The 16,518-nt window shown below is 66.1% G+C and carries 18 protein-coding genes, 1 tRNA gene, 1 pseudogene and 1 riboswitch; of the genes and pseudogenes, 13 read left to right on the top strand and 7 right to left on the bottom strand.

What is annotated here, in order from left to right:
- Positions 1-3: 3 nt before the first annotated feature.
- The 9 genes from dnaN to AUL32_RS01320 are packed head-to-tail and all read left to right on the top strand — an operon-like array spanning position 4 to position 5,619.
- The gene (gene dnaN, locus AUL32_RS01360; RefSeq protein ID WP_062111091.1) at positions 4-1,131 is read left to right on the top strand and encodes a DNA polymerase III subunit beta; all 1,128 of its coding nucleotides are present in this window, start codon (positions 4-6) and stop codon (positions 1,129-1,131) included.
- Between the two features lie 48 nt (positions 1,132-1,179).
- Entirely contained in the window at positions 1,180-1,419 is a 240-nt protein-coding gene (locus AUL32_RS01355; RefSeq protein WP_062111090.1) for a hypothetical protein, read from the top strand.
- The gene (locus tag AUL32_RS01350) at positions 1,419-2,342 is read left to right on the top strand and encodes a DUF5131 family protein (protein ID WP_244497600.1); all 924 of its coding nucleotides are present in this window, start codon (positions 1,419-1,421) and stop codon (positions 2,340-2,342) included. Before AUL32_RS01355 ends, AUL32_RS01350 begins: the two co-directional genes overlap by 1 nt.
- The gene (locus AUL32_RS01345; RefSeq protein ID WP_062111089.1) at positions 2,339-2,824 is read left to right on the top strand and encodes a hypothetical protein; all 486 of its coding nucleotides are present in this window, start codon (positions 2,339-2,341) and stop codon (positions 2,822-2,824) included. Before AUL32_RS01350 ends, AUL32_RS01345 begins: the two co-directional genes overlap by 4 nt.
- Before the next feature lie 4 nt (positions 2,825-2,828).
- Positions 2,829-3,101 carry a hypothetical protein gene (locus tag AUL32_RS01340; RefSeq protein WP_062111088.1) on the top strand — a complete coding sequence of 91 codons (273 nt, stop codon included), beginning with the start codon at positions 2,829-2,831 and terminating at the stop codon, positions 3,099-3,101.
- Between the two features lie 44 nt (positions 3,102-3,145).
- The gene (locus AUL32_RS01335; protein ID WP_156421275.1) at positions 3,146-3,823 is read left to right on the top strand and encodes a hypothetical protein; all 678 of its coding nucleotides are present in this window, start codon (positions 3,146-3,148) and stop codon (positions 3,821-3,823) included.
- Positions 3,820-4,155, top strand: coding sequence for a hypothetical protein (locus AUL32_RS01330; protein ID WP_062111086.1), 336 nt, complete (start codon positions 3,820-3,822; stop codon positions 4,153-4,155). Before AUL32_RS01335 ends, AUL32_RS01330 begins: the two co-directional genes overlap by 4 nt.
- Positions 4,148-4,399 carry a hypothetical protein gene (locus tag AUL32_RS01325; protein WP_062111085.1) on the top strand — a complete coding sequence of 84 codons (252 nt, stop codon included), beginning with the start codon at positions 4,148-4,150 and terminating at the stop codon, positions 4,397-4,399. The genes AUL32_RS01330 and AUL32_RS01325 overlap by 8 nt, the downstream gene beginning before the upstream one ends.
- Positions 4,396-5,619 carry a hypothetical protein gene (locus tag AUL32_RS01320; protein ID WP_062111084.1) on the top strand — a complete coding sequence of 408 codons (1,224 nt, stop codon included), beginning with the start codon at positions 4,396-4,398 and terminating at the stop codon, positions 5,617-5,619. Before AUL32_RS01325 ends, AUL32_RS01320 begins: the two co-directional genes overlap by 4 nt.
- 63 nt (positions 5,620-5,682) lie before the next feature.
- Here the strand turns inward: AUL32_RS01320 and AUL32_RS01315 are convergent.
- Positions 5,683-5,759: transfer RNA gene (locus AUL32_RS01315), tRNA-Arg, on the bottom strand.
- 60 nt (positions 5,760-5,819) lie between these two features.
- On the bottom strand, positions 5,820-6,470 hold the full coding sequence (locus AUL32_RS01310) for a thiamine diphosphokinase (protein ID WP_062111083.1): 651 nt from the start codon (positions 6,468-6,470) through the stop codon (positions 5,820-5,822).
- A 367-nt stretch (positions 6,471-6,837) separates the two neighbouring features.
- A riboswitch (TPP riboswitch) is annotated at positions 6,838-6,939 on the top strand.
- 45 nt (positions 6,940-6,984) lie between these two features.
- Between AUL32_RS01310 and thiB the strand changes: the two genes are divergently transcribed.
- The 4 genes from thiB (at position 6,985) to AUL32_RS01290 (ending at position 12,237) form a co-directional block, all read left to right on the top strand.
- Positions 6,985-7,998, top strand: coding sequence for a thiamine ABC transporter substrate binding subunit (gene thiB / locus AUL32_RS01305; protein WP_062111182.1), 1,014 nt, complete (start codon positions 6,985-6,987; stop codon positions 7,996-7,998).
- A 64-nt stretch (positions 7,999-8,062) separates the two neighbouring features.
- The gene (locus tag AUL32_RS01300; protein ID WP_244497598.1) at positions 8,063-9,685 is read left to right on the top strand and encodes an ABC transporter permease subunit; all 1,623 of its coding nucleotides are present in this window, start codon (positions 8,063-8,065) and stop codon (positions 9,683-9,685) included.
- Positions 9,682-10,416: a thiamine ABC transporter ATP-binding protein gene (thiQ, locus tag AUL32_RS01295; RefSeq protein ID WP_062111082.1), complete on the top strand. Its 735-nt coding sequence runs from the start codon at positions 9,682-9,684 to the stop codon at positions 10,414-10,416. Before AUL32_RS01300 ends, thiQ begins: the two co-directional genes overlap by 4 nt.
- Before the next feature lie 276 nt (positions 10,417-10,692).
- Positions 10,693-12,237 (top strand): M48 family metalloprotease, encoded by a 1,545-nt coding sequence (locus AUL32_RS01290; protein WP_082639187.1) that lies wholly within the window; start codon positions 10,693-10,695, stop codon positions 12,235-12,237.
- Positions 12,238-12,324: 87 nt separating this feature from the next.
- Here the strand turns inward: AUL32_RS01290 and AUL32_RS01285 are convergent, their stop codons facing one another.
- The 5 genes and pseudogenes from AUL32_RS01285 to AUL32_RS25515 form a co-directional block, all read right to left on the bottom strand.
- On the bottom strand, positions 12,325-13,191 hold the full coding sequence (locus AUL32_RS01285; RefSeq protein WP_061974277.1) for an RNA polymerase factor sigma-32: 867 nt from the start codon (positions 13,189-13,191) through the stop codon (positions 12,325-12,327).
- A 289-nt stretch (positions 13,192-13,480) separates the two neighbouring features.
- The gene (locus AUL32_RS01280; protein ID WP_062111081.1) at positions 13,481-14,095 is read right to left on the bottom strand and encodes a CarD family transcriptional regulator; all 615 of its coding nucleotides are present in this window, start codon (positions 14,093-14,095) and stop codon (positions 13,481-13,483) included.
- Positions 14,096-14,904: 809 nt separating this feature from the next.
- Positions 14,905-15,243 (bottom strand): ferredoxin FdxA, encoded by a 339-nt coding sequence (fdxA, locus tag AUL32_RS01275; protein WP_061974273.1) that lies wholly within the window; start codon positions 15,241-15,243, stop codon positions 14,905-14,907.
- A gap of 515 nt (positions 15,244-15,758) precedes the next feature.
- On the bottom strand, positions 15,759-16,106 hold the full coding sequence (locus AUL32_RS01270) for an RNA-binding S4 domain-containing protein (RefSeq protein ID WP_062111080.1): 348 nt from the start codon (positions 16,104-16,106) through the stop codon (positions 15,759-15,761).
- 16 nt (positions 16,107-16,122) lie between these two features.
- Positions 16,123-16,518: pseudogene (locus tag AUL32_RS25515) on the bottom strand (helicase); the annotation flags it as partial.

The following is a 16,518-nucleotide window of genomic DNA, read 5'->3' as shown; positions in this document are numbered from 1 at the left end:
CCCATGGCCGTCGACTTCACCATCGCAGCGGACGTCTTCGCGGGGCTCGTCGCCAAGATCGATAAGGTCGTGGAGCGCCGCAACACGATCCCGATCCTGTCGAACGTCCACGTGCAGGCCGAGGTCGACGGCACCCTCCTGATCAAGGGCACCGACCTTGATCTCGAAATGCACACGACGACGGAGATCGCCGCCGAGGTCCAGACCGCCGGCGCGACCACGGTTCCCCAGAAGCTTCTGGCCGACATCCTGCGCAAGCTCGGCAAGAACCAGGTGCGGTTCAAGGCCGACGAGACGAACGCGACCGTTTCGGCCGGTCGCTCCTCGTTCAAGCTGCTGACCCTGCCGGACGCGGACTATCCCGAGATCAAGGGCGTCCATGACAAGGACGCGGTCGAATTCGCGCTCCCCAAGGCGCGCCTGCGGCGCATCCTGAACGATTGCGGCTTCGCGATCTCTAGCGAGGAGACGCGCTACTACCTGAACGGCGTCTTCCTGCACGCGGTGGACGGTCGCCTCGTCAGCGTGGCGACGGACGGGCATCGCCTCGCCAAGCTCGAGCAGGAGGCGATCGGCAGCATTGGCGAGATGCCCGGCGTCATCGTCCCGACCAAGGCCGTCCGCCTGTTCAAGGAGATGACGGACTGGACGCCGGAGGGCGAGGACATCGCCATCCGCGTCGACACGTCCAAGATCGAGTTCTCGGCCACCGGCTTCCGCCTCTTGTCGAAGCTGATCGACGGCACCTTTCCCGACTATCAGCGCGTCATTCCGACCGGCAACCCGAACCGCATGATGGTCGACCCCGAAGCCATGCAGGGCGCGGTCGATCGCGTTGCCACCGTATCCTCCGAGCGCGGCCGCGCGGTGAAGCTCACCCTGGCGGATGGCACCATGACGCTGACCGTCCAGTCCCCGGACGCCGGGATCGGCACGGACGAGATCGCCGTCGAGATGGCGCAGCCGTTCGATCTCGAGCTCGGCTTCAACGCCAAATACGTCAACGACGCTCTCGGCACCTTCCCATTCGCCAGGGTCGAGTTCGCGCTGGGCGAGCCCGGCTCCCCGGCCGTCATCCGAAACCCCAACGACGAGCACCGCCTCGTCGTCCTGATGCCGATGAGGGTGTGACGATGGTTCAGATCATCTTCTCGGCGCTCGAAGCAGAGGTGCGGAACGATGGCTGAATGGGCTGGCGACAAACGCGCGCAGACCCGCGCCGTCGAGCGAATCCTCGAAGCTCTTCGGGGCATGCATCCGGTCGATGTCATGGGCGCACTGGGAACCGTATCGGCCAACACCATCGCAGACTGGTCGGGCGATGAAGCCGACGCCCTCAAGGGATTGGAAGCCCATACGGGCGATTGCAGATCCGTCATCGCCCAGCGCTTCGCGCCGGCGCAGGCCGAAAGGCACTGATGATGGCCGAGGTATCCGCAATCGAATGGTGCGACTCCACGTTCAATCCTTGGATCGGCTGCACCAAGATCTCGTCGGCGTGCGACAATTGCTACGCCGAAACACTCATGGATAAGCGCTACGGAAGGGTGGAATGGGGGCCTCATGGCGCCCGAATTCGGACTTCGCCCGCCAATTGGGCGCTCCCGCGTCGCTGGCAGCGGCAGGCCGACGCCTTTCAAAAAGAGCACGGCCGACGCCAGCGCGTCTTTTGCGCATCCCTGGCGGACGTCTTCGATAATCAGGCACCGGAAGGCGCACGCGAGGACTTGTGGGCGCTGATCCGCGAGTGCCCGGACCTCGATTGGCTGCTCCTCACAAAGCGCCCCCAGAACATTGCCAAGATGCTCCCCGCCTTCTGGGGCGATGTTCGCCGGTCTGTCTGGCTTGGCATCTCGACAGAGAACCAAGAGGAATTGGAACGCCGCTCCAGAGCAGTTCGCGACGTGTTCGCGGAGCGGTTCTATCCAGCCGTCCTTTTCGCCAGCGCCGAGCCACTCCTGAGCCCGCTTGATCTCCGCAAATCGGCGCTGACATTCGATTGGATCATCGCCGGTGGCGAGAGCGGCTCCGGAGCGCGCCCGATGAGCATCCAATGGGTGCGGGAACTCCGCGATCAGTGCGCCGAGGCAGGCGTGGCATTCCTGTTCAAGCAGTGGGGTGAATGGGCGCCACCGGCCCGTTTCATTCCCTCGGGCAAACCCGGTCGTTTCGCCTTCGGTGATTATGATTTCGACAGAACGACCATGCATCAGGTCGATGCCTATCCGCGCCAAATCGATCTGTTTGGCGCCCGGTCACGCATGGAACGCGTCGGCAAGAAGGCCGCCGGTCGCAACTTGGATGGCCAAACGCATGATGGCTTTCCGACAGGTGCCGCATGATGCCCTTCGTCACCGATCGGCAGCGCGTCGAGCAGCTCCTCTTCATCGATCAGTTGCGCCACGTCATCACCATCGGCGCGCGCGATGTTCAGGAACCCGAGACGGCGGAAACGCTGCGTCTTCTGACCCAGTCACGGCTCGAAACCGTCGCGCTCTGCAGGGCCCAAACGTTTCGCAAGGCGCAAAGCCGCCTGGAGCGGCTGGACACCGCCGTCTTCGCGCCCCGGCGGAACGAAGGCGCGGAACTCGCCGACGAGGGTCTGGCGCTCTACTGCCTCCTGCGGCGCCTGATCGACACCGGCTATCTCGCGATCGTCGAGGGCTCGGCCTTCGACCATGCGACCGGCCCGATCCTGCGCGCACTCCAGTCGCGTGCTGACGAGCCCGGCGCGATGGACGAGGCCGAAACCTCCGCGCGCGAGATCGAGGCGGACCTGCGGACGCAGGGCTACTTCCTCGGCTTGCCCGAGCGCGAGGCCTGACCCCATGCGCCGCGAGCCAGCGCCGACGCTGTTCGACCTGCCGCCCGGCATCACGGACGCGATGTGCCGGCAGCTGACGGTCATCGAGGCGTCCATGCCGATCGGCTGCACCCGCGCCCGGAACGGATGGTTCGGCACGGCCGGGCGCGTCGGCCTGCGCGACGCACCCCTCCTCACCCATCAAGGCCTCGCCCGCGTCAGCTACCGAGGCCGCAATCCCCGCCTTCTGATCACGGCCAAAGGCCGTCGCGAGATCTCCGAAAGGACCGCCCCATGACGCATATCTTTCCCCGCGCGGAGGTCCTTGCCTTCGCGGTCCACATGGAACTCGCGCTGCGTGCCCAGTATCCGCGCGGTGGATGGAAGGGGCCGGCTCCCTCCTACTTCGCGCCCGCGATGATGCAGAAGTCAGCCGATCTTCGACGCGCGGCCGAGACCTGCTACAGCGCCCAGGTTGCGGCCTACAAAGCGGCGAAGGCCAAGAACCTTCAATGTGCAAATCCCGTCGATGAGGCCGACGTACGGGCGCCGATCGATCCCGTCGCCAAACAGCACGTCGCACGTAGCGCCGCCGAACTCGCTGCGGCCGCCATGGTGATGGCGGATACCTGCAGCGCGCTGTTCGGTCCGGCCTTCCACACGCTCGGTTTCCACCTCGAGTCCTTCAGCCGCGAGAACCGGACCCGCTGCGAGGCAAAGAACGGCTTCAACCAGCCGCTTGACGCATGGTCGCTCTCCGACTGGATGACCGCGACCCTCGGCGAACTCGGCGAGGCGGCGAACGTCGTGAAGAAGCTCAACCGCGTGCGCGACGGCATTCCGGGCAACGATCGCACCGAGGCGCAGCTGCGGCAGGATCTCTCCGACGAGCTCGCCGACGCCTTCATCTATCTCGACCTGATGGCCCAAGCCGCCGGCGTCGACCTGCCGAAGGCCGTTCGCGACAAGTTCGATCGCACCAGCGCCAAGATCGGCTACGTCGAGGAGCTTCCGTTTTGAGCCCGCTCGCCGACACCCCCAGCCTGACGCGCGCCGCTCGCGACGTCCTCGCGGAGCGCCGCCGGCAGATCGAAGCCGAAGGCTATACGCCCGAGCACGACGACACGCACCGCCTCGGCGAGCTTGCCCGTGCCGGCGCGGCCTATGCGGTCTGCACCGGGCTTCGCCGCGTGGGCGATCTCGACCGTGCCATGTCCCTTTGGCCGTTCGAACCCGAGAGCTTCAAGCACCAGGACGACCGCGCCAGCCTCGTCGCCGCTGGAGCGTTGATCCTTGCCGAGATCGAAAGGCTTGATCGCATCTCGAAAAATCGGAGCATGCCCTATGAGTGAGAGGGCTCAGGACAAGCTCTTCCTCGACGATAAGGAGATCGCGTCTCGGCTCGGCGTCAATACAAAGCTATTTCCTGCCATCGCCCGCACACTTGAAAAAGACGGCTTTCCCCGTCCCGATCCGATGTTCGAGGACAAGCGCTATTGGCCTGCCTGCCGCTCCTACCTCGACCGGCGGCATGGGGTCCGTCAGGATGACCAGGGGGCCATGCCTCTCAACCCTGATGGAAAGGAAAACTGGTGAAGACCGAAACTCCCGGCCTGCAGCGCAGGAAAAGGGCGGATGGATATGCACTTTATTGGGTGGCCCGCGCGATCTCGAAGAGGTCTGAGGGCTATCCAACGCCGACCATCCGCATCCACTCAACCGACGAGACGGAAATCGCGGCTCTATGCCGACGCTACTCGGCTGAGTTCTTGGAATGGCTAAGCGAACAGACCAATCCGCGCCCCAAGCGTTTTGATGGCACGATAAAGGGTTTGACCACGCTCTATCGCAAGAGCAAGGACAGCCCGTATCACGACCTGAAACCGAACTCGCGCGCGATGTATGACGAATCGCTCGACCTTCTGGAGCGAACCGTTGGCGATCGGCAGCTCGCCCGTCTTAGCGGATCGGACTTCCGCCGCTGGTACAAAAAGCTGCGCGAGCCCGCCCCGCCGAAGAAGGAAGGAGAGCTGCCCGGCCCCGAGCGCGTTCGCCGTGCGTTCAAGGCGATCCAGCTTCTGCGTATCAGCATCAAGTTTGGCGTCACGGAGAACCTAGCCGAATGCGTTCGGCTTGCGACCGTCCTTGAGGCTATGCGATTCGAAGCGCCGCCAGCGCGGGAGACCTTCCTCAGCTTCGAACAGTCGGCCGCGATCATCGCCAGGGCTATCGAGATGAAGCGACCGAGCATTGCCATCGCCCAGGCCCTCCAGTTCGAACTGACGCTCCGCCAGATCGATGTCATCGGAATCTGGACGATCGTGGAGGACGGCAGCAAGGCAGGGATCGTTCATCTCGGCCGACGTTGGTCCGGCGGGCTTCTCTGGAGCGAGATCGATTCGACCGGCATCCTACGCAAGCGCACCACCAAGACCGGCCAGCAAGCCGTCCATGATACGAATGCCTATCCGCTTGTGGCCCAGGTGCTCGCCCTCGTGCCGGCAGAGAAGCGCGTCGGCCCTATCATCGTGAACGAGACAACTGGACTACCCTATCGCTACCGGAACTTCATGCAGATGTGGCGCGCCATCGCTACCAAAGCCGGAGTTCCAAAAACGGTCTGGAGCCGAGACAGCCGGGCCGGGGGCGTCACGGAGGGCACCGACGCAGGCGTGGATTTGGAGGCGATGCGGCATCACGCAAATCACAGCCAAGCCGCGACCACTGCCCTTTACAGCCGCAAAACCTTGGAGAAAACGAGAGGCGTGGCAGCAGCCCGGATTGCCGCTCGGAACAGACCGAAAACGGCAGGGTAACAACGCCGTCGCAACATGGTCGCAATGTGCGACCCAGTACGTAGGCTAGAGCACTGAGTTCGTTGGTGATCCCAATAGGATTCGAACCTATGACCCCCAGATTAGGAATCTGGTGCTCTATCCTGCTGAGCTATGGGACCCTCAGAGACTTATAGCGGACGCGGCGGGGTTGGCCAAGGGTGGGCGCTGCATTCGCTGGGTCAGCGGCGCGCCGGGTCGGCTTGGAGAAGAAGGATCGCGCGGCCGGTTTCCAGGCCGAGGCGGATCGGGCCGGTCGCTTCGTTGGACTGGGTCAGGATCGAGGGGAAGGGAATGTCCACGCGGGCGAGCGGAAAGCGCGCGCCCTCGACCGTCAGGCCTGTGAGGTCGGTGAACTTGAGCAGCGAGAATTGCGCGCCCGGCGCGGCCTCGATCTCCATCCAGCCGGGGCGCAGCGGCAGGGCGTGCTCGATCCCGTCGAACAGCGCAAGCCTCAGGGCGGGGTCTGCCTCTACCTCCCGCAAAGCGATGACCAGATGGGAAAAGGCGTGGTCGCTGCGCCCGCCTAGCGCACCGACAAGGAGAAGGTCGCATCCGCCGCGAAGCTTCGCGGCTTCGATCGCGAGTTCGCCGTCGGTGCGATCCTTGTCGCGCGGAAAGGCCTCGCGCGCCATCGCGCAGTCGCGCAGCGCAGCCGGCGGCTCGGGCGGGGCGGAGTCGAAATCGCCGATCCAGAGTTCGGGGCAGAGACCCAGCGCCACGGCATGCGCAATGCCGCCATCCGCCGCGATCACGCGACGGCCGGCAACGGCTTGGCGCAGCGCGGGCGTCGGGTCGATCGGCCCGGCCAGAAGGATGGCAAAACGGCTCATGTGAATTCCTCCGAACCTCCGTCGGCCCCCACCCGCGAGATGGGGCCAGTTCGGTTGCGGCATGCAAGACCGACCCGAGCGGTATCACGCCCGACCGGAAAGCCGCGAGGGCAGCCCGCCTTGCAAGGGTTTCGATCAACGCCTCATAGGGTGGAGCCAGGCCGAATGCCAGGGGGCAGGCCGGCCCCCGCGCTGGGGTCCGATGGTGCCGTCCGCTGCCTGAACCTGGCTGAACGCGATGCGGCTCAATGCTCCGCAAGGTTTGGTCAGCGCCGGCTAGCAAGTGACGATCGACAGGCGCCTGCCCCTCCTCGGCCCCGCGCCCCAAACGCCCTTGCCGCGTTTCCTCTGCCCCGCTAGTTAAGATCCCGCTCACACGGGGTGCCCTTCGGGGCTGAGAGGCGCTACGGCCCAACCCGACGAACCTGATCCGGCTCGCACCGGCGGAGGGATGGAGAGCGTCGCGGCACTGGCCCGAAGGCGTTTTCGTTCATCTGAAACCATGGAGAACGGGATGCTTCGCCCTGCCCTCGCCGCCGGACTTCTGGCCTCCCTCGCGGGTCTTTCCCCTGCACTGGCGCAGGACGGCGGCAAGCCGGTTCTCACTGTCTATACCTACGAGAGCTTCGTACCGGATTGGGGTCCCGGCCCCAAGGTCGAGGCGGCCTTCGAGGCCGAATGCGGCTGCGACCTGCGCTTCGTCGGGCTGGAGGATGGCGTCGCCATTCTCAACCGGCTGAAGCTGGAGGGCGAGAGTACACAGGCCGACATCGCGCTTGGCCTCACCGCAGAGCTGGTGCCGGAGTTCAAGAAGACCGGGCTTTTCGCGCCCTCAGGGGTCGATCTGTCGCCGCTCGCCATTCCCGGCGGCTTCTCGGACGATGTGTTCGTGCCCTTCGACTATTCCTATCTCGCCTTCGTCTACGACACGGAGGTGGTGAAGACCCCGCCCGCCAGCCTGGACGAGCTGGTGAACGGCGATCCCGAGCAGAAGATCGCGATCCAAGATCCGCGCACCTCGACGCCCGGTCTCGGCTTTCTTCTTTGGATGAAGGCGGTCTATGGCGATGGTGCCGAGGAAAAGTGGCGCACGCTTTCGCGCCGCATCCTGACCGTGACGCCCGGCTGGAGCGAGGCCTACGGGCTCTTCACCAAGGGCGAGGTGCCGATGGTACTCTCCTACACCACCTCCCCCGCCTATCATCAGATCGAGGAAGGCACCGAGCGCTACAAGGCGGCGGCCTTCTCGGAGGGGCACTATCTCCAGGTGGAGCTTGCGGGCCGGCTGCGCACGTCGAAACAGCCCGAGCTCGCGCAGCGCTTCCTCGCCTTCACCCTGACGCCTGCTTTCCAGAAGCTGATCCCGACCGGCAATTGGGCCCTGCCCGCCACCAAACCCGCCGAGCCGCTGCCGCCGGCCTTCGAAACGCTGGTGCAGCCGGCCAAGCCGCTGGCGATCGATGCCGAGACGGTGGCCACCCATCGCGAAGCCTGGACGGCCGAATGGCTTCGCGCGCTGGGGCGTTGAGCGGGACGCAGCCGGCCGCAGGCTTGTCGGCGGACCGCCTTTTGCGCACGGGCGGTCGAAGCGTTTGAACCGAAGCGCCGAGCAGGATCGCCTGTTTCTGTCCGCTGCCGACCGGCGCTTTCGGCGCGGGGCGGCATTGGGTGCGCTTGCGCTTGTTCTGGCCTTCCTGTTCGCGCCCTTCCTGATCCTGGGCACCGGGACGGAGGGGCTGGCGCCGGCGCTGGCGAGCCTCACCGATCCCTATCTCCTCGGCGTCATCCGCTTCACGCTGACCCAGGCGATCCTTTCGACGCTGCTGTCCCTCCTGTTCGGCGTTCCCTTCGCCCTGGCGCTGCATCGCAACCGCCTGCCCGGCCGCGCGCTTCTCCTGAAGCTTCTGCTCCTGCCGCAGGCGCTGCCCGTGCTGGTCGGCGCGCTGGGGCTCGTCACGGTGTTCGGGCGAAACGGCGTGGTGGCCGATCTCATGGTCTGGGCCGGGCTTCCCCGCCCCTCGATCTACGGCCTGCCCGGCATTCTCATCGCCCATGTCTTCTTCAACATGCCGCTGGTGACGCGCATGGCGATGGGCGGGTTGCAGGCGGTGCCGGCGGAAAGCTGGAGGCTCGCGGGCCAATTGGCGCTGTCGCCGCTCGCGACCTTTCGCCTCGTGGAAGCGCCCGCGCTCCGCGCCGTGCTGCCGGGCGCGGCCGCCCTCGTCTTCATGCTCTGCTTCACGAGCTTCACCCTGGTTCTGGTGCTCGGCGGTGGGCCGGCGGGGACGACGCTTCAGGTCGCGATCTATCAGGCACTGCGCTATGACTTCGCGCCCGGCCGCGCGCTGGCGCTGGCCTTGGCGCAGGTCGCCCTCGTCGCGCTGTTCCTGCTGCCGACCATCGTAGCGCGCGCGGGCGGGGCCCTCGGTGGCTTCGGGCTCGGCGCACCGCAGCGCCGCTTCGACCCGCCCGCCCCGCTCAAACGCGCCGCCGACTGGCTGGTGCTGACCCTCGGCCTTCTGTTCCTACTGGCGCCCTTCGCCGCGATCGTCTGGAGCGGGTTGCAGGCCGATCTCGGCAGGCTCGTCGCCGATCCACAGTTCCAGCGTGCTGCGCTGACCAGCCTCGCCATCGCCGGCAGCGCGACGGTGCTGGGTCTCACCTTGTCGCTGGCCCTCGTCCTGTCCTCCGGCCTGTCGGGCGGGCTTGGGCTGGTCCTGCGCCTCGTGCCGGCGCTCGGGCTCGTGGTGCCCTCGATCGTCATCGGTGCGGGCTGGTTTCTGGCGCTCCGCCTGCTCGGGGACGTCACGCGCTTTGCGCCCTTCGTCGCGGTGCTCTCCAACGCCATGGTGATCCTGCCCTATGCCACGCGCATTCTGGCACCGGAGGCCGAGGCGGCGGCCGTTGGGGCCGGGCGTCTGGCCTCCAGCCTCGGCCTTCGCGGCTGGGCGCGGCTGCGGCATGTGGAACTCGCCGCGCTGCGCCGGCCGCTGGCGCTCGCCGCGTCCTTGGGCCTTGCGACGGCGCTGGGCGATCTCGGCTCGGTCGCGCTGTTCGGGAGCCAGGATTTCGTGACGCTGCCGACCCTGCTTCTTCAGCGCATGGGGTCCTACCGCTCCACCGACGCGGAAGGTCTGGCGCTGCTCCTGGGCGCGCTCTGCCTCGGTCTCATCTTACTCGCTGAGCGCGGGTTTCAGGAAAGGCCGGCCGCATGACGGCGATCGAACTGCGCGGCGTGACGCATCGTTACGAGGGCGTCGAAATGCGGTTCGACCTCGCAGTGGGAGCAGGCGAATGGCTGGCTCTGATCGGCCCCTCGGGTGCCGGCAAGTCGACGCTGCTCGATCTCGTCGCGGGGTTCCTGCGGCCGGAATCGGGCACGGTCCGACTTCAAGGAGTGGACCGGACGCGGGACGAGCCCGCCACGCGGCCGATCAGCATGATGTTTCAGGACAACAACCTTTTCGCCCATCTGACGGCCGAGGAAAATGTCGCGATCGGCATCGAACCTCGCGCCCGGCTCGGCCGCGCCGCGCGCGAGCGCGCCAGATCGGCACTGGCCGAGGTCGGGCTGGAAGGCTTCGCCAAGCGGCGGCCGTCGGACATGTCGGGCGGCGAGCGCCAGCGCGTCGCGCTCGCCCGCGTCATCCTGCGCGAGCGCCCCATTCTGCTTCTGGACGAACCCTTCGCCGCGCTCGGGCCGGCGCTGCGGGCCGAGATGCTGGCGCTCGTCGCGTCCCTGCGCACCCGAAGCCCCCGGCCGCCGACCATCGTCATGGTGACGCACCACCCGGACGACGCGCGCGGCTTTGCCGATCGGCTCGCCTTTCTGGAAGACGGGCATATCCGCCTGACCGGGCCGGTGGCCGAGCTTCTCGACCGGAGCGCCGACTCTCGACTTCGCGCCTATCTCGGCGAGCGCGCTCCGCCACGCGAAGGCCTCTGATGCAACCTCAAGGCGGAGACGATGGGAGGCATTCTGCAAGGCCCAGCTTCGGTACGAGGGCTCAGCGGCGATGCACTCGCCTTCGAAAGCCCGAGGCATCCGGACTGCCCGGCGCTGGAAACCGTAATTTGGTCCTTTTCCCAAGGCATCGCGAAAAGAAACGACCCATGTGTCGTTTTGAAATTCTGTGTGACGCGCCAACCCTTTCGCGGTGCGGCGGGTCTGGGATAGATCAGGTCGATCTCGCAGGAACGTTACCGCAGGGAATCGTCGGACATGGTGCATGAGGTTTCGCCGCTCGGCGTCGCACGAACCAGCTCGATGGTTCGCCGCGCGCTCAAGGGGGCGATCGTCGCGGGACCGCTCTGGTTTCTCGCCGGCTGCACCACTCTGGGTGCCGGGCTGGAGGAGGCGGCCGTCAGCCCCGACGTGCAATCGGGCTATCTGCCGGGGCAGAGCCGGCAGCCCGTGTCGTTCGACGCGGTGCAGGCCTCCGACCCGCAGTCGACCATCGGCAAGTCCCAGCATCCCAAGATCCTGACAGCCTATGGCGGCGCCTATTCCGACCCCAAGCTCGAGCTGATGCTGGCCGGCATCGTCGGCAAACTCGCTGCCGTGTCGGAGGACCCGAACCGCGCCTATCGCATCACCGTCCTCAACTCGCCCAACATCAACGCCTTCGCCCTGCCCGGCGGCTTTCTCTACGTGACGCGCGGCCTGCTCGCGCTTGCCAACGACTCGGCCGAAGTGGCGGCCGTGCTCGCCCACGAGATGGGCCATGTCCGCGCCAATCACGGCATCGAGCGCCAGCAGCGCGAGGAGGCGGCGGAGCTGGCCGGGCGTGTCGTGTCCGAGGTCCTGTCGAGCGACACGGCGGCGCGCGCGGCCCTGGCGCGCGGGCGGCTGAACCTTGCCAGCTTCTCGCGCAATCAGGAGCTCCAGGCCGACGCGATGGGCATCAAGCAGACGGGCGATGCAGGCTACGACCCTTACGCCGCTGCCCGCTTCCTGAAGGCGATGGACAGTTTCTCCAATTTCCGCAACGCCTTCCAGGCCACCAATCCGCAGCTCGACTTCCTCGCCTCGCACCCGGCCGCGCCGCAGCGCATGGAGCTGGCACGCCGGCACGCGGCCGTCTTCGGCCCGGAAGGCACGGGCGTCACCGACCGGAACCGCTATCTCAACGGCATCGACGGCATGCTGTTCGGCGACACGGCGTCGGAAGGCTATGTGCGCGCCCGCACCTTCTACCATCCCGGCCTCGGCATCACCTTCTCGGTGCCCGAAGGCTTCGTGATCGACAACACGGCCGAAGCGGTTCTGGCCACTGGCCCAGGCGACACGGCCGTGCGCTTCGATGGCATCGCCGTGCCGGAATCGACCAGTTTGACCGACTATATCCAGAGCGGTTGGGTCGGCGGTCTCGACAAGACGTCGATCCGCACCATTCAGGTGAACGGGTTGCCGGCCGTGACGGCGCAGGCCGCCGGCGGGTCCTATGTGTTCAACGTCACGGTGATCCGCATCGGCGGGCAGGTCTATCGCTTCCTGACCGCCCTGCCGGCGGACTCGTCCAGCCGGCTCGCCGGCATTTCCGGTGGCATCGCCCAGTCGTTCCGGCTTCTCTCGCCGGCCGAGCGCGACAATCTGAAACCCTTGCGCATCCGCATCGTCACCGCCAAGGCCGGCGACACAGAAGCCTCGATCGCCAATCGCATCCAGGGCGTGGATCGCAAGGTGGACATGTTCCGTCTGCTGAACGACATGACCGCCGACAGCGAAGTGGAACCGGGCGAGCGCTACAAGATCGTCGCGGAGTAGGGCCGACTTCGACGAGCCGAACCTGCCCAACGAAAAGGCCGCCTTTCGGCGGCCTTTCTCATTTCAAGACCGGAGCGAACCTGCCTTCTAGCTGATGAAGGCGGCCTCGTCCGGGTTGGCCTTGAGAAGCGCGGCGCGGAGCTTTTCCAGAGCGCGGGTCTCGATCTGGCGCACGCGCTCCTTGGAGATGCCGAGCTTGGAGCCGAGCGCTTCCAGCGTCGCGCCCTCGTCCTGCAGGCGGCGTTCGCGGATGATTTTCAACTCGCGCTCGCTGAGAACATCCAGCGCGGAGCGCAGCCAGATGACGCGGCGCTCGTCGTCGATCGAGGCGGACACCATCTCGTCCGGCAGTGGCTCGTTGGAGACGAGGAAATCCTGACGGTCGGCCGAGCCGGACTCGTCTTCCATCAGCGGGGCGTTGAGCGAGGAGTCGGGGCCGGACAAGCGCGAGTCCATCAATGCCACGTCGCCCTCGGACACTTTCAGCGCCGTCGCGATTTCCTTGTACATCTCCGTGCCCGACAGGCTCTCGCTGCCCTGGCTGAGACGGGCGCGCAGACGACGCAGGTTGAAGAACAGCGCCTTCTGGGCGGACGAGGTGCCGCCGCGAACGATAGACCAGTTGCGCAGGATATAGTCCTGGATCGAGGCGCGGATCCACCAGGTCGCGTAGGTGGAGAAGCGCACTTCCCGCTCCGGCTCGAACCGGGCGGCGGCTTCCAGCAGGCCGACATGACCCTCCTGGATCAGGTCGTTCATCGCCAGACCGAAATGGCGGAACTTCGACGCCATGGAGATCACGAGCCGCATATGCGACGAGGTGATCTTGTGGAGCGCCTCCTGATCCTGGTTCTCCTTCCAGCGCACGGCCAACTCGTATTCCTCCTCCCTCGCCAGATAGGGAGCAGCCATGGCGGCCTGGATGAGGTGGCGACGCGTGGACTGGGACTTCATGGCGGGAACCTTCCGAGGACGTCGAAAACACAGATCACATGGGACAGCGCCAGCCCGGGGCACACGCCGTCCTTCATGAGTTAAAATGCGTGTCTCGATGGAAGGTTCCGGCAACCGGAAACTTTTTTGCACAAGATAGCGCATTATTTTCAAGGTCAAGGAGAAGGGGGAAAAGCATGGGGAGTCATGGCTCGACCCATGTTTCGGTCGTATCAGGTCTTGACGCATAAGAAAAGCCGGCCAGGGGTCTGGCCGGCTTTTTCAAGGGAAGCGCAGAAGCGAAAGGGCCTTAGGCGGCTTCTTCCTGCTCGGCTTCGGCGACGAGATCGTCCTCGCCTTCGCCTTCGCCTTCCGACTCGTCCTCGTCCAGAACCTTGGCGTTGCGCTTGGGGTTCTTGTTGAGGTTGGTCTCGATCAGGCGAACCGCCTCGGTCTCGCTGACCTCGTTCACGGCGGCGAGTTCGCGCGCCATGCGGCCGAGCGCCGCTTCATAAAGCTGGCGTTCGGAATAGGACTGCTCGGGCTGCGATTCGGCGCGGTAGAGATCGCGCACCACCTCGGCGATGGCGATCAGATCGCCGGAATTGATCTTGGCGTCGTATTCCTGCGCACGACGGCTCCACATGGTGCGCTTCACGCGGGCCCGGCCCTGGACGACCTTCAGGGCGCGTTCCACGAAATCCGTTTCGGACAGCTTGCGCATCCCGACCTGCTCGGCCTTGGCGACCGGCACCTTGAGACGCATCTTGTCCTTCTCGAAGTCGATCACGAAGAGTTCGAGCTTCATGCCCGCGACCACCTGCTCTTCGATCGCCACGATCTGGCCCACGCCGTGAGCGGGGTAGACGATGCTCTCGCCTGTCTTGAAACCCTGACGCTGGGAGGTCTTCTTCTGATTGCTCATACGCTGGTAAACTCCCTGTTGTGCAGAGCGACGAAGGCCGCTATGCACGGCACGACCGCAAGGCCGCGGACTGAGCGTGCCGACCCGAATGAGCCGGTGCAGTCTGGACCTCCGGGACCGACCTTCACGACGACCAAGCGACAGCCCGCCTGAGCGGTGGCGGTCGCAGGACGCGGACGTTCGGGAAGACCTTTCGGAAGCGCCGTGAGCGTCGGCCGGATGCGAGCATTCGGCGGCAACGTTCGACTGTTGCAGAAATAATACCCTCTTCCGATCAAAAATTCAACCAAAATGCGCACCTCTAGACGCACGCACGCGCGCATCTTTCGCGTGTGCGAAAGAGAATGCGTCGCCGCCGGCCGACCGGAGGGCATTCGAGGGGTGACGGGCCGGGTTGAACGACCGCTGGTGATCCGCCCAGGCCGCTCGGGCTCGACCGAGGCGGCCCGCCCATGGCGGCACACGAAACCGACGTTAGAAGCAGGCGACGCCGGGATCAAGCGGCAAGTCGCCTCCCCTGTCCCGAAGCTTGCGTCCCGGTCTCGAAACCGGAACGAGGCCTTGAGCCCATAGACGTGCCGCCTGCTCGCGCGCAACGCTTGAGGAACATGGGCGGCAATCTTGGACTTCGAGACCGGGTCTGCGAGACACAGACCGGCAGGCGGTTTGCTCGGTCAACCAAGCCATCGGACCGGACCGTGCAGGTCCCCGCGCGCCGCCCCACCCTCGCGGAGGCGAACGCCTTACCGCCAAAGGGTGTCCGTCAAAAGTCTCACCCGTCCGTTCGGGAGGGCGAGACCCTGGTGTCCTCAGTCGCCCTGCCCCGGAGCAGTGGAGAAGAACTTCTCAAGCTTGCCGTCGACGCCGTCCATCTCCTTGGCGTCCGCCGGTGCGTCGCGCTTCACAGTGATGTTGGGCCACTGCGTGGCATAATCGGCATTCAGCTTCAGCCACTGGTCGAGATTGGGCTCGGTGTCGGGCTTGATCGCCTCGGCCGGGCATTCCGGCTCGCAGACGCCGCAGTCGATGCATTCGTCGGGATGGATGACCAGCATGTTCTCGCCTTCGTAGAAGCAGTCCACCGGACAGACTTCCACGCAGTCCATGTACTTGCAGCGAATGCAGTTGTCGGTGACGACATAGGTCATGGCATGTTCCCGAAACTGAGCGCCCAATCCGTGCCGGACGGACCCTGGCCCGGAAAGAACGCTCTCTTGAGGAGATGGCGAGACGCCACGCCGAAATCGGGGACGCTTCGCGAGGGCGCGAGGATCGGCCGCGCCCGGTTGATCGCGGAGGTAGCCCCTCGCAGCCCCGCTGGCAAGGGACTCCTTGCTCTAATTGCCGCCAATGCGGGAAGGATCGTCCTCGCCCTGACGAAGCGCCGCAGGGGGTTGGACGGAAGGCGACATGGCTCGCAACCGCTCGGCTCCATCAATACCGGATGTGCTGGGGTGAACGGACGGGCGAGAGCGCCAGCTAGGAACGCGAAACAAAACCTGCGAGCAAGGATGCGAGAGAAAGACTTGATCCGCCTCACGGGGGTGAAGTGCAGTCGAGGCGGGCGGCTTAGCTTAAGCGCTCACGACGAAGTAACCCGACAAGGGACGCGCCCGATCGACCCCGGGAGGCTTTATCCCAAGTTTCCAGACCGAAACTGCCGTCAGTTCTCCTCGCCGGCCGCCTCGTCCTCGGCGTCGACGAGATCGCTGAGGTCCCGATCGTCCGCCCGGCGCTGAGCCGGCGGGGTCAGGTCCTCGAACAGGCGCGCCGCTTCGCTGGCCGGGCCACGGCGCAGGCCCGGGTCCAACACGCGAAGCACGCGGACGCGCTCGTGCACGGAGATGGTGAGAACGTCGCCAGGCCGCACGATGCGCGCGGCATGGCCGATCTTTTCGCGATTGACGCGTACGGCGCCGGACACCGCGAGCTTCTGGGCCAGAGAGCGCGATTTGACGACACGCGCGAAGAACAGCCACTTGTCGATGCGCTGTTCGCCGCCTGCCACCATGCGCCCTCCGGCCTCCTTACTTCAGCTTGTCCTTGAGCGCCGCGAGCTTGGCGAAGGGGCTGTCGGGATCGATCGGCTTCCCCTTGTTGTCGGAGCGACGCGGCTCGTGACCGCTGCCGTTCCGACCAGCATCGCGCTCGGGCTTGGCGTGGGGCTTGCCGCCGCCGCGCGGACCGCCGAAACGCTCCTCCCGGCTGCCGCCCTCGCTGCCCCGGCCCTGCTCACGCGGGCCGTCGTGTCGGGCGCCCTCGCGCCGCTCACCGCCGCCCTTGCCACCGAAGCGCTGGCCGCGACCCTCGCCGCCGCCTTCGCCTCGTCCGGCACCCTGGCCTTGGCCCTGCCCCTGACCGCCGCGCCCGAAGCGCTGGCGGTTGTCGGGACGCGCCTCGCCGGCTTCCCCGACCGGCGCTTC

The organism is Aureimonas sp. AU40 (assembly GCF_001463785.1).
GTDB lineage: Bacteria > Pseudomonadota > Alphaproteobacteria > Rhizobiales > Rhizobiaceae > Aureimonas.
The sequence above is the reverse complement of the archived record's forward strand: the minus strand, read 5'-3'. Positions and strand labels throughout refer to the sequence as shown.

Excerpts from the sequence above, each read along its gene's own strand:
- AUL32_RS01345 (WP_062111089.1), top strand. The coding sequence starts at position 2,339 with ATGATGCCCTTCGTCACCGATCGGCAGCGCGTCGAGCAGCTCCTCTTC.
- fdxA (WP_061974273.1), bottom strand. The coding sequence starts at position 15,243 with ATGACCTATGTCGTCACCGACAACTGCATTCGCTGCAAGTACATGGAC.
- AUL32_RS01290 (WP_082639187.1), top strand. The coding sequence starts at position 10,693 with ATGGTGCATGAGGTTTCGCCGCTCGGCGTCGCACGAACCAGCTCGATG.
- AUL32_RS01335 (WP_156421275.1), top strand. The coding sequence starts at position 3,146 with ATGGAACTCGCGCTGCGTGCCCAGTATCCGCGCGGTGGATGGAAGGGG.
- AUL32_RS01325 (WP_062111085.1), top strand. The coding sequence starts at position 4,148 with ATGAGTGAGAGGGCTCAGGACAAGCTCTTCCTCGACGATAAGGAGATC.
- AUL32_RS01280 (WP_062111081.1), bottom strand. The coding sequence starts at position 14,095 with ATGAGCAATCAGAAGAAGACCTCCCAGCGTCAGGGTTTCAAGACAGGC.
- AUL32_RS01355 (WP_062111090.1), top strand. The coding sequence starts at position 1,180 with ATGGCTGAATGGGCTGGCGACAAACGCGCGCAGACCCGCGCCGTCGAG.
- AUL32_RS01285 (WP_061974277.1), bottom strand. The coding sequence starts at position 13,191 with ATGAAGTCCCAGTCCACGCGTCGCCACCTCATCCAGGCCGCCATGGCT.
- dnaN (WP_062111091.1), top strand. The coding sequence starts at position 4 with ATGGCCGTCGACTTCACCATCGCAGCGGACGTCTTCGCGGGGCTCGTC.
- AUL32_RS01340 (WP_062111088.1), top strand. The coding sequence starts at position 2,829 with ATGCGCCGCGAGCCAGCGCCGACGCTGTTCGACCTGCCGCCCGGCATC.
- AUL32_RS01350 (WP_244497600.1), top strand. The coding sequence starts at position 1,419 with ATGATGGCCGAGGTATCCGCAATCGAATGGTGCGACTCCACGTTCAAT.
- thiB (WP_062111182.1), top strand. The coding sequence starts at position 6,985 with ATGCTTCGCCCTGCCCTCGCCGCCGGACTTCTGGCCTCCCTCGCGGGT.
- AUL32_RS01310 (WP_062111083.1), bottom strand. The coding sequence starts at position 6,470 with ATGAGCCGTTTTGCCATCCTTCTGGCCGGGCCGATCGACCCGACGCCC.
- thiQ (WP_062111082.1), top strand. The coding sequence starts at position 9,682 with ATGACGGCGATCGAACTGCGCGGCGTGACGCATCGTTACGAGGGCGTC.
- AUL32_RS01270 (WP_062111080.1), bottom strand. The coding sequence starts at position 16,106 with ATGGTGGCAGGCGGCGAACAGCGCATCGACAAGTGGCTGTTCTTCGCG.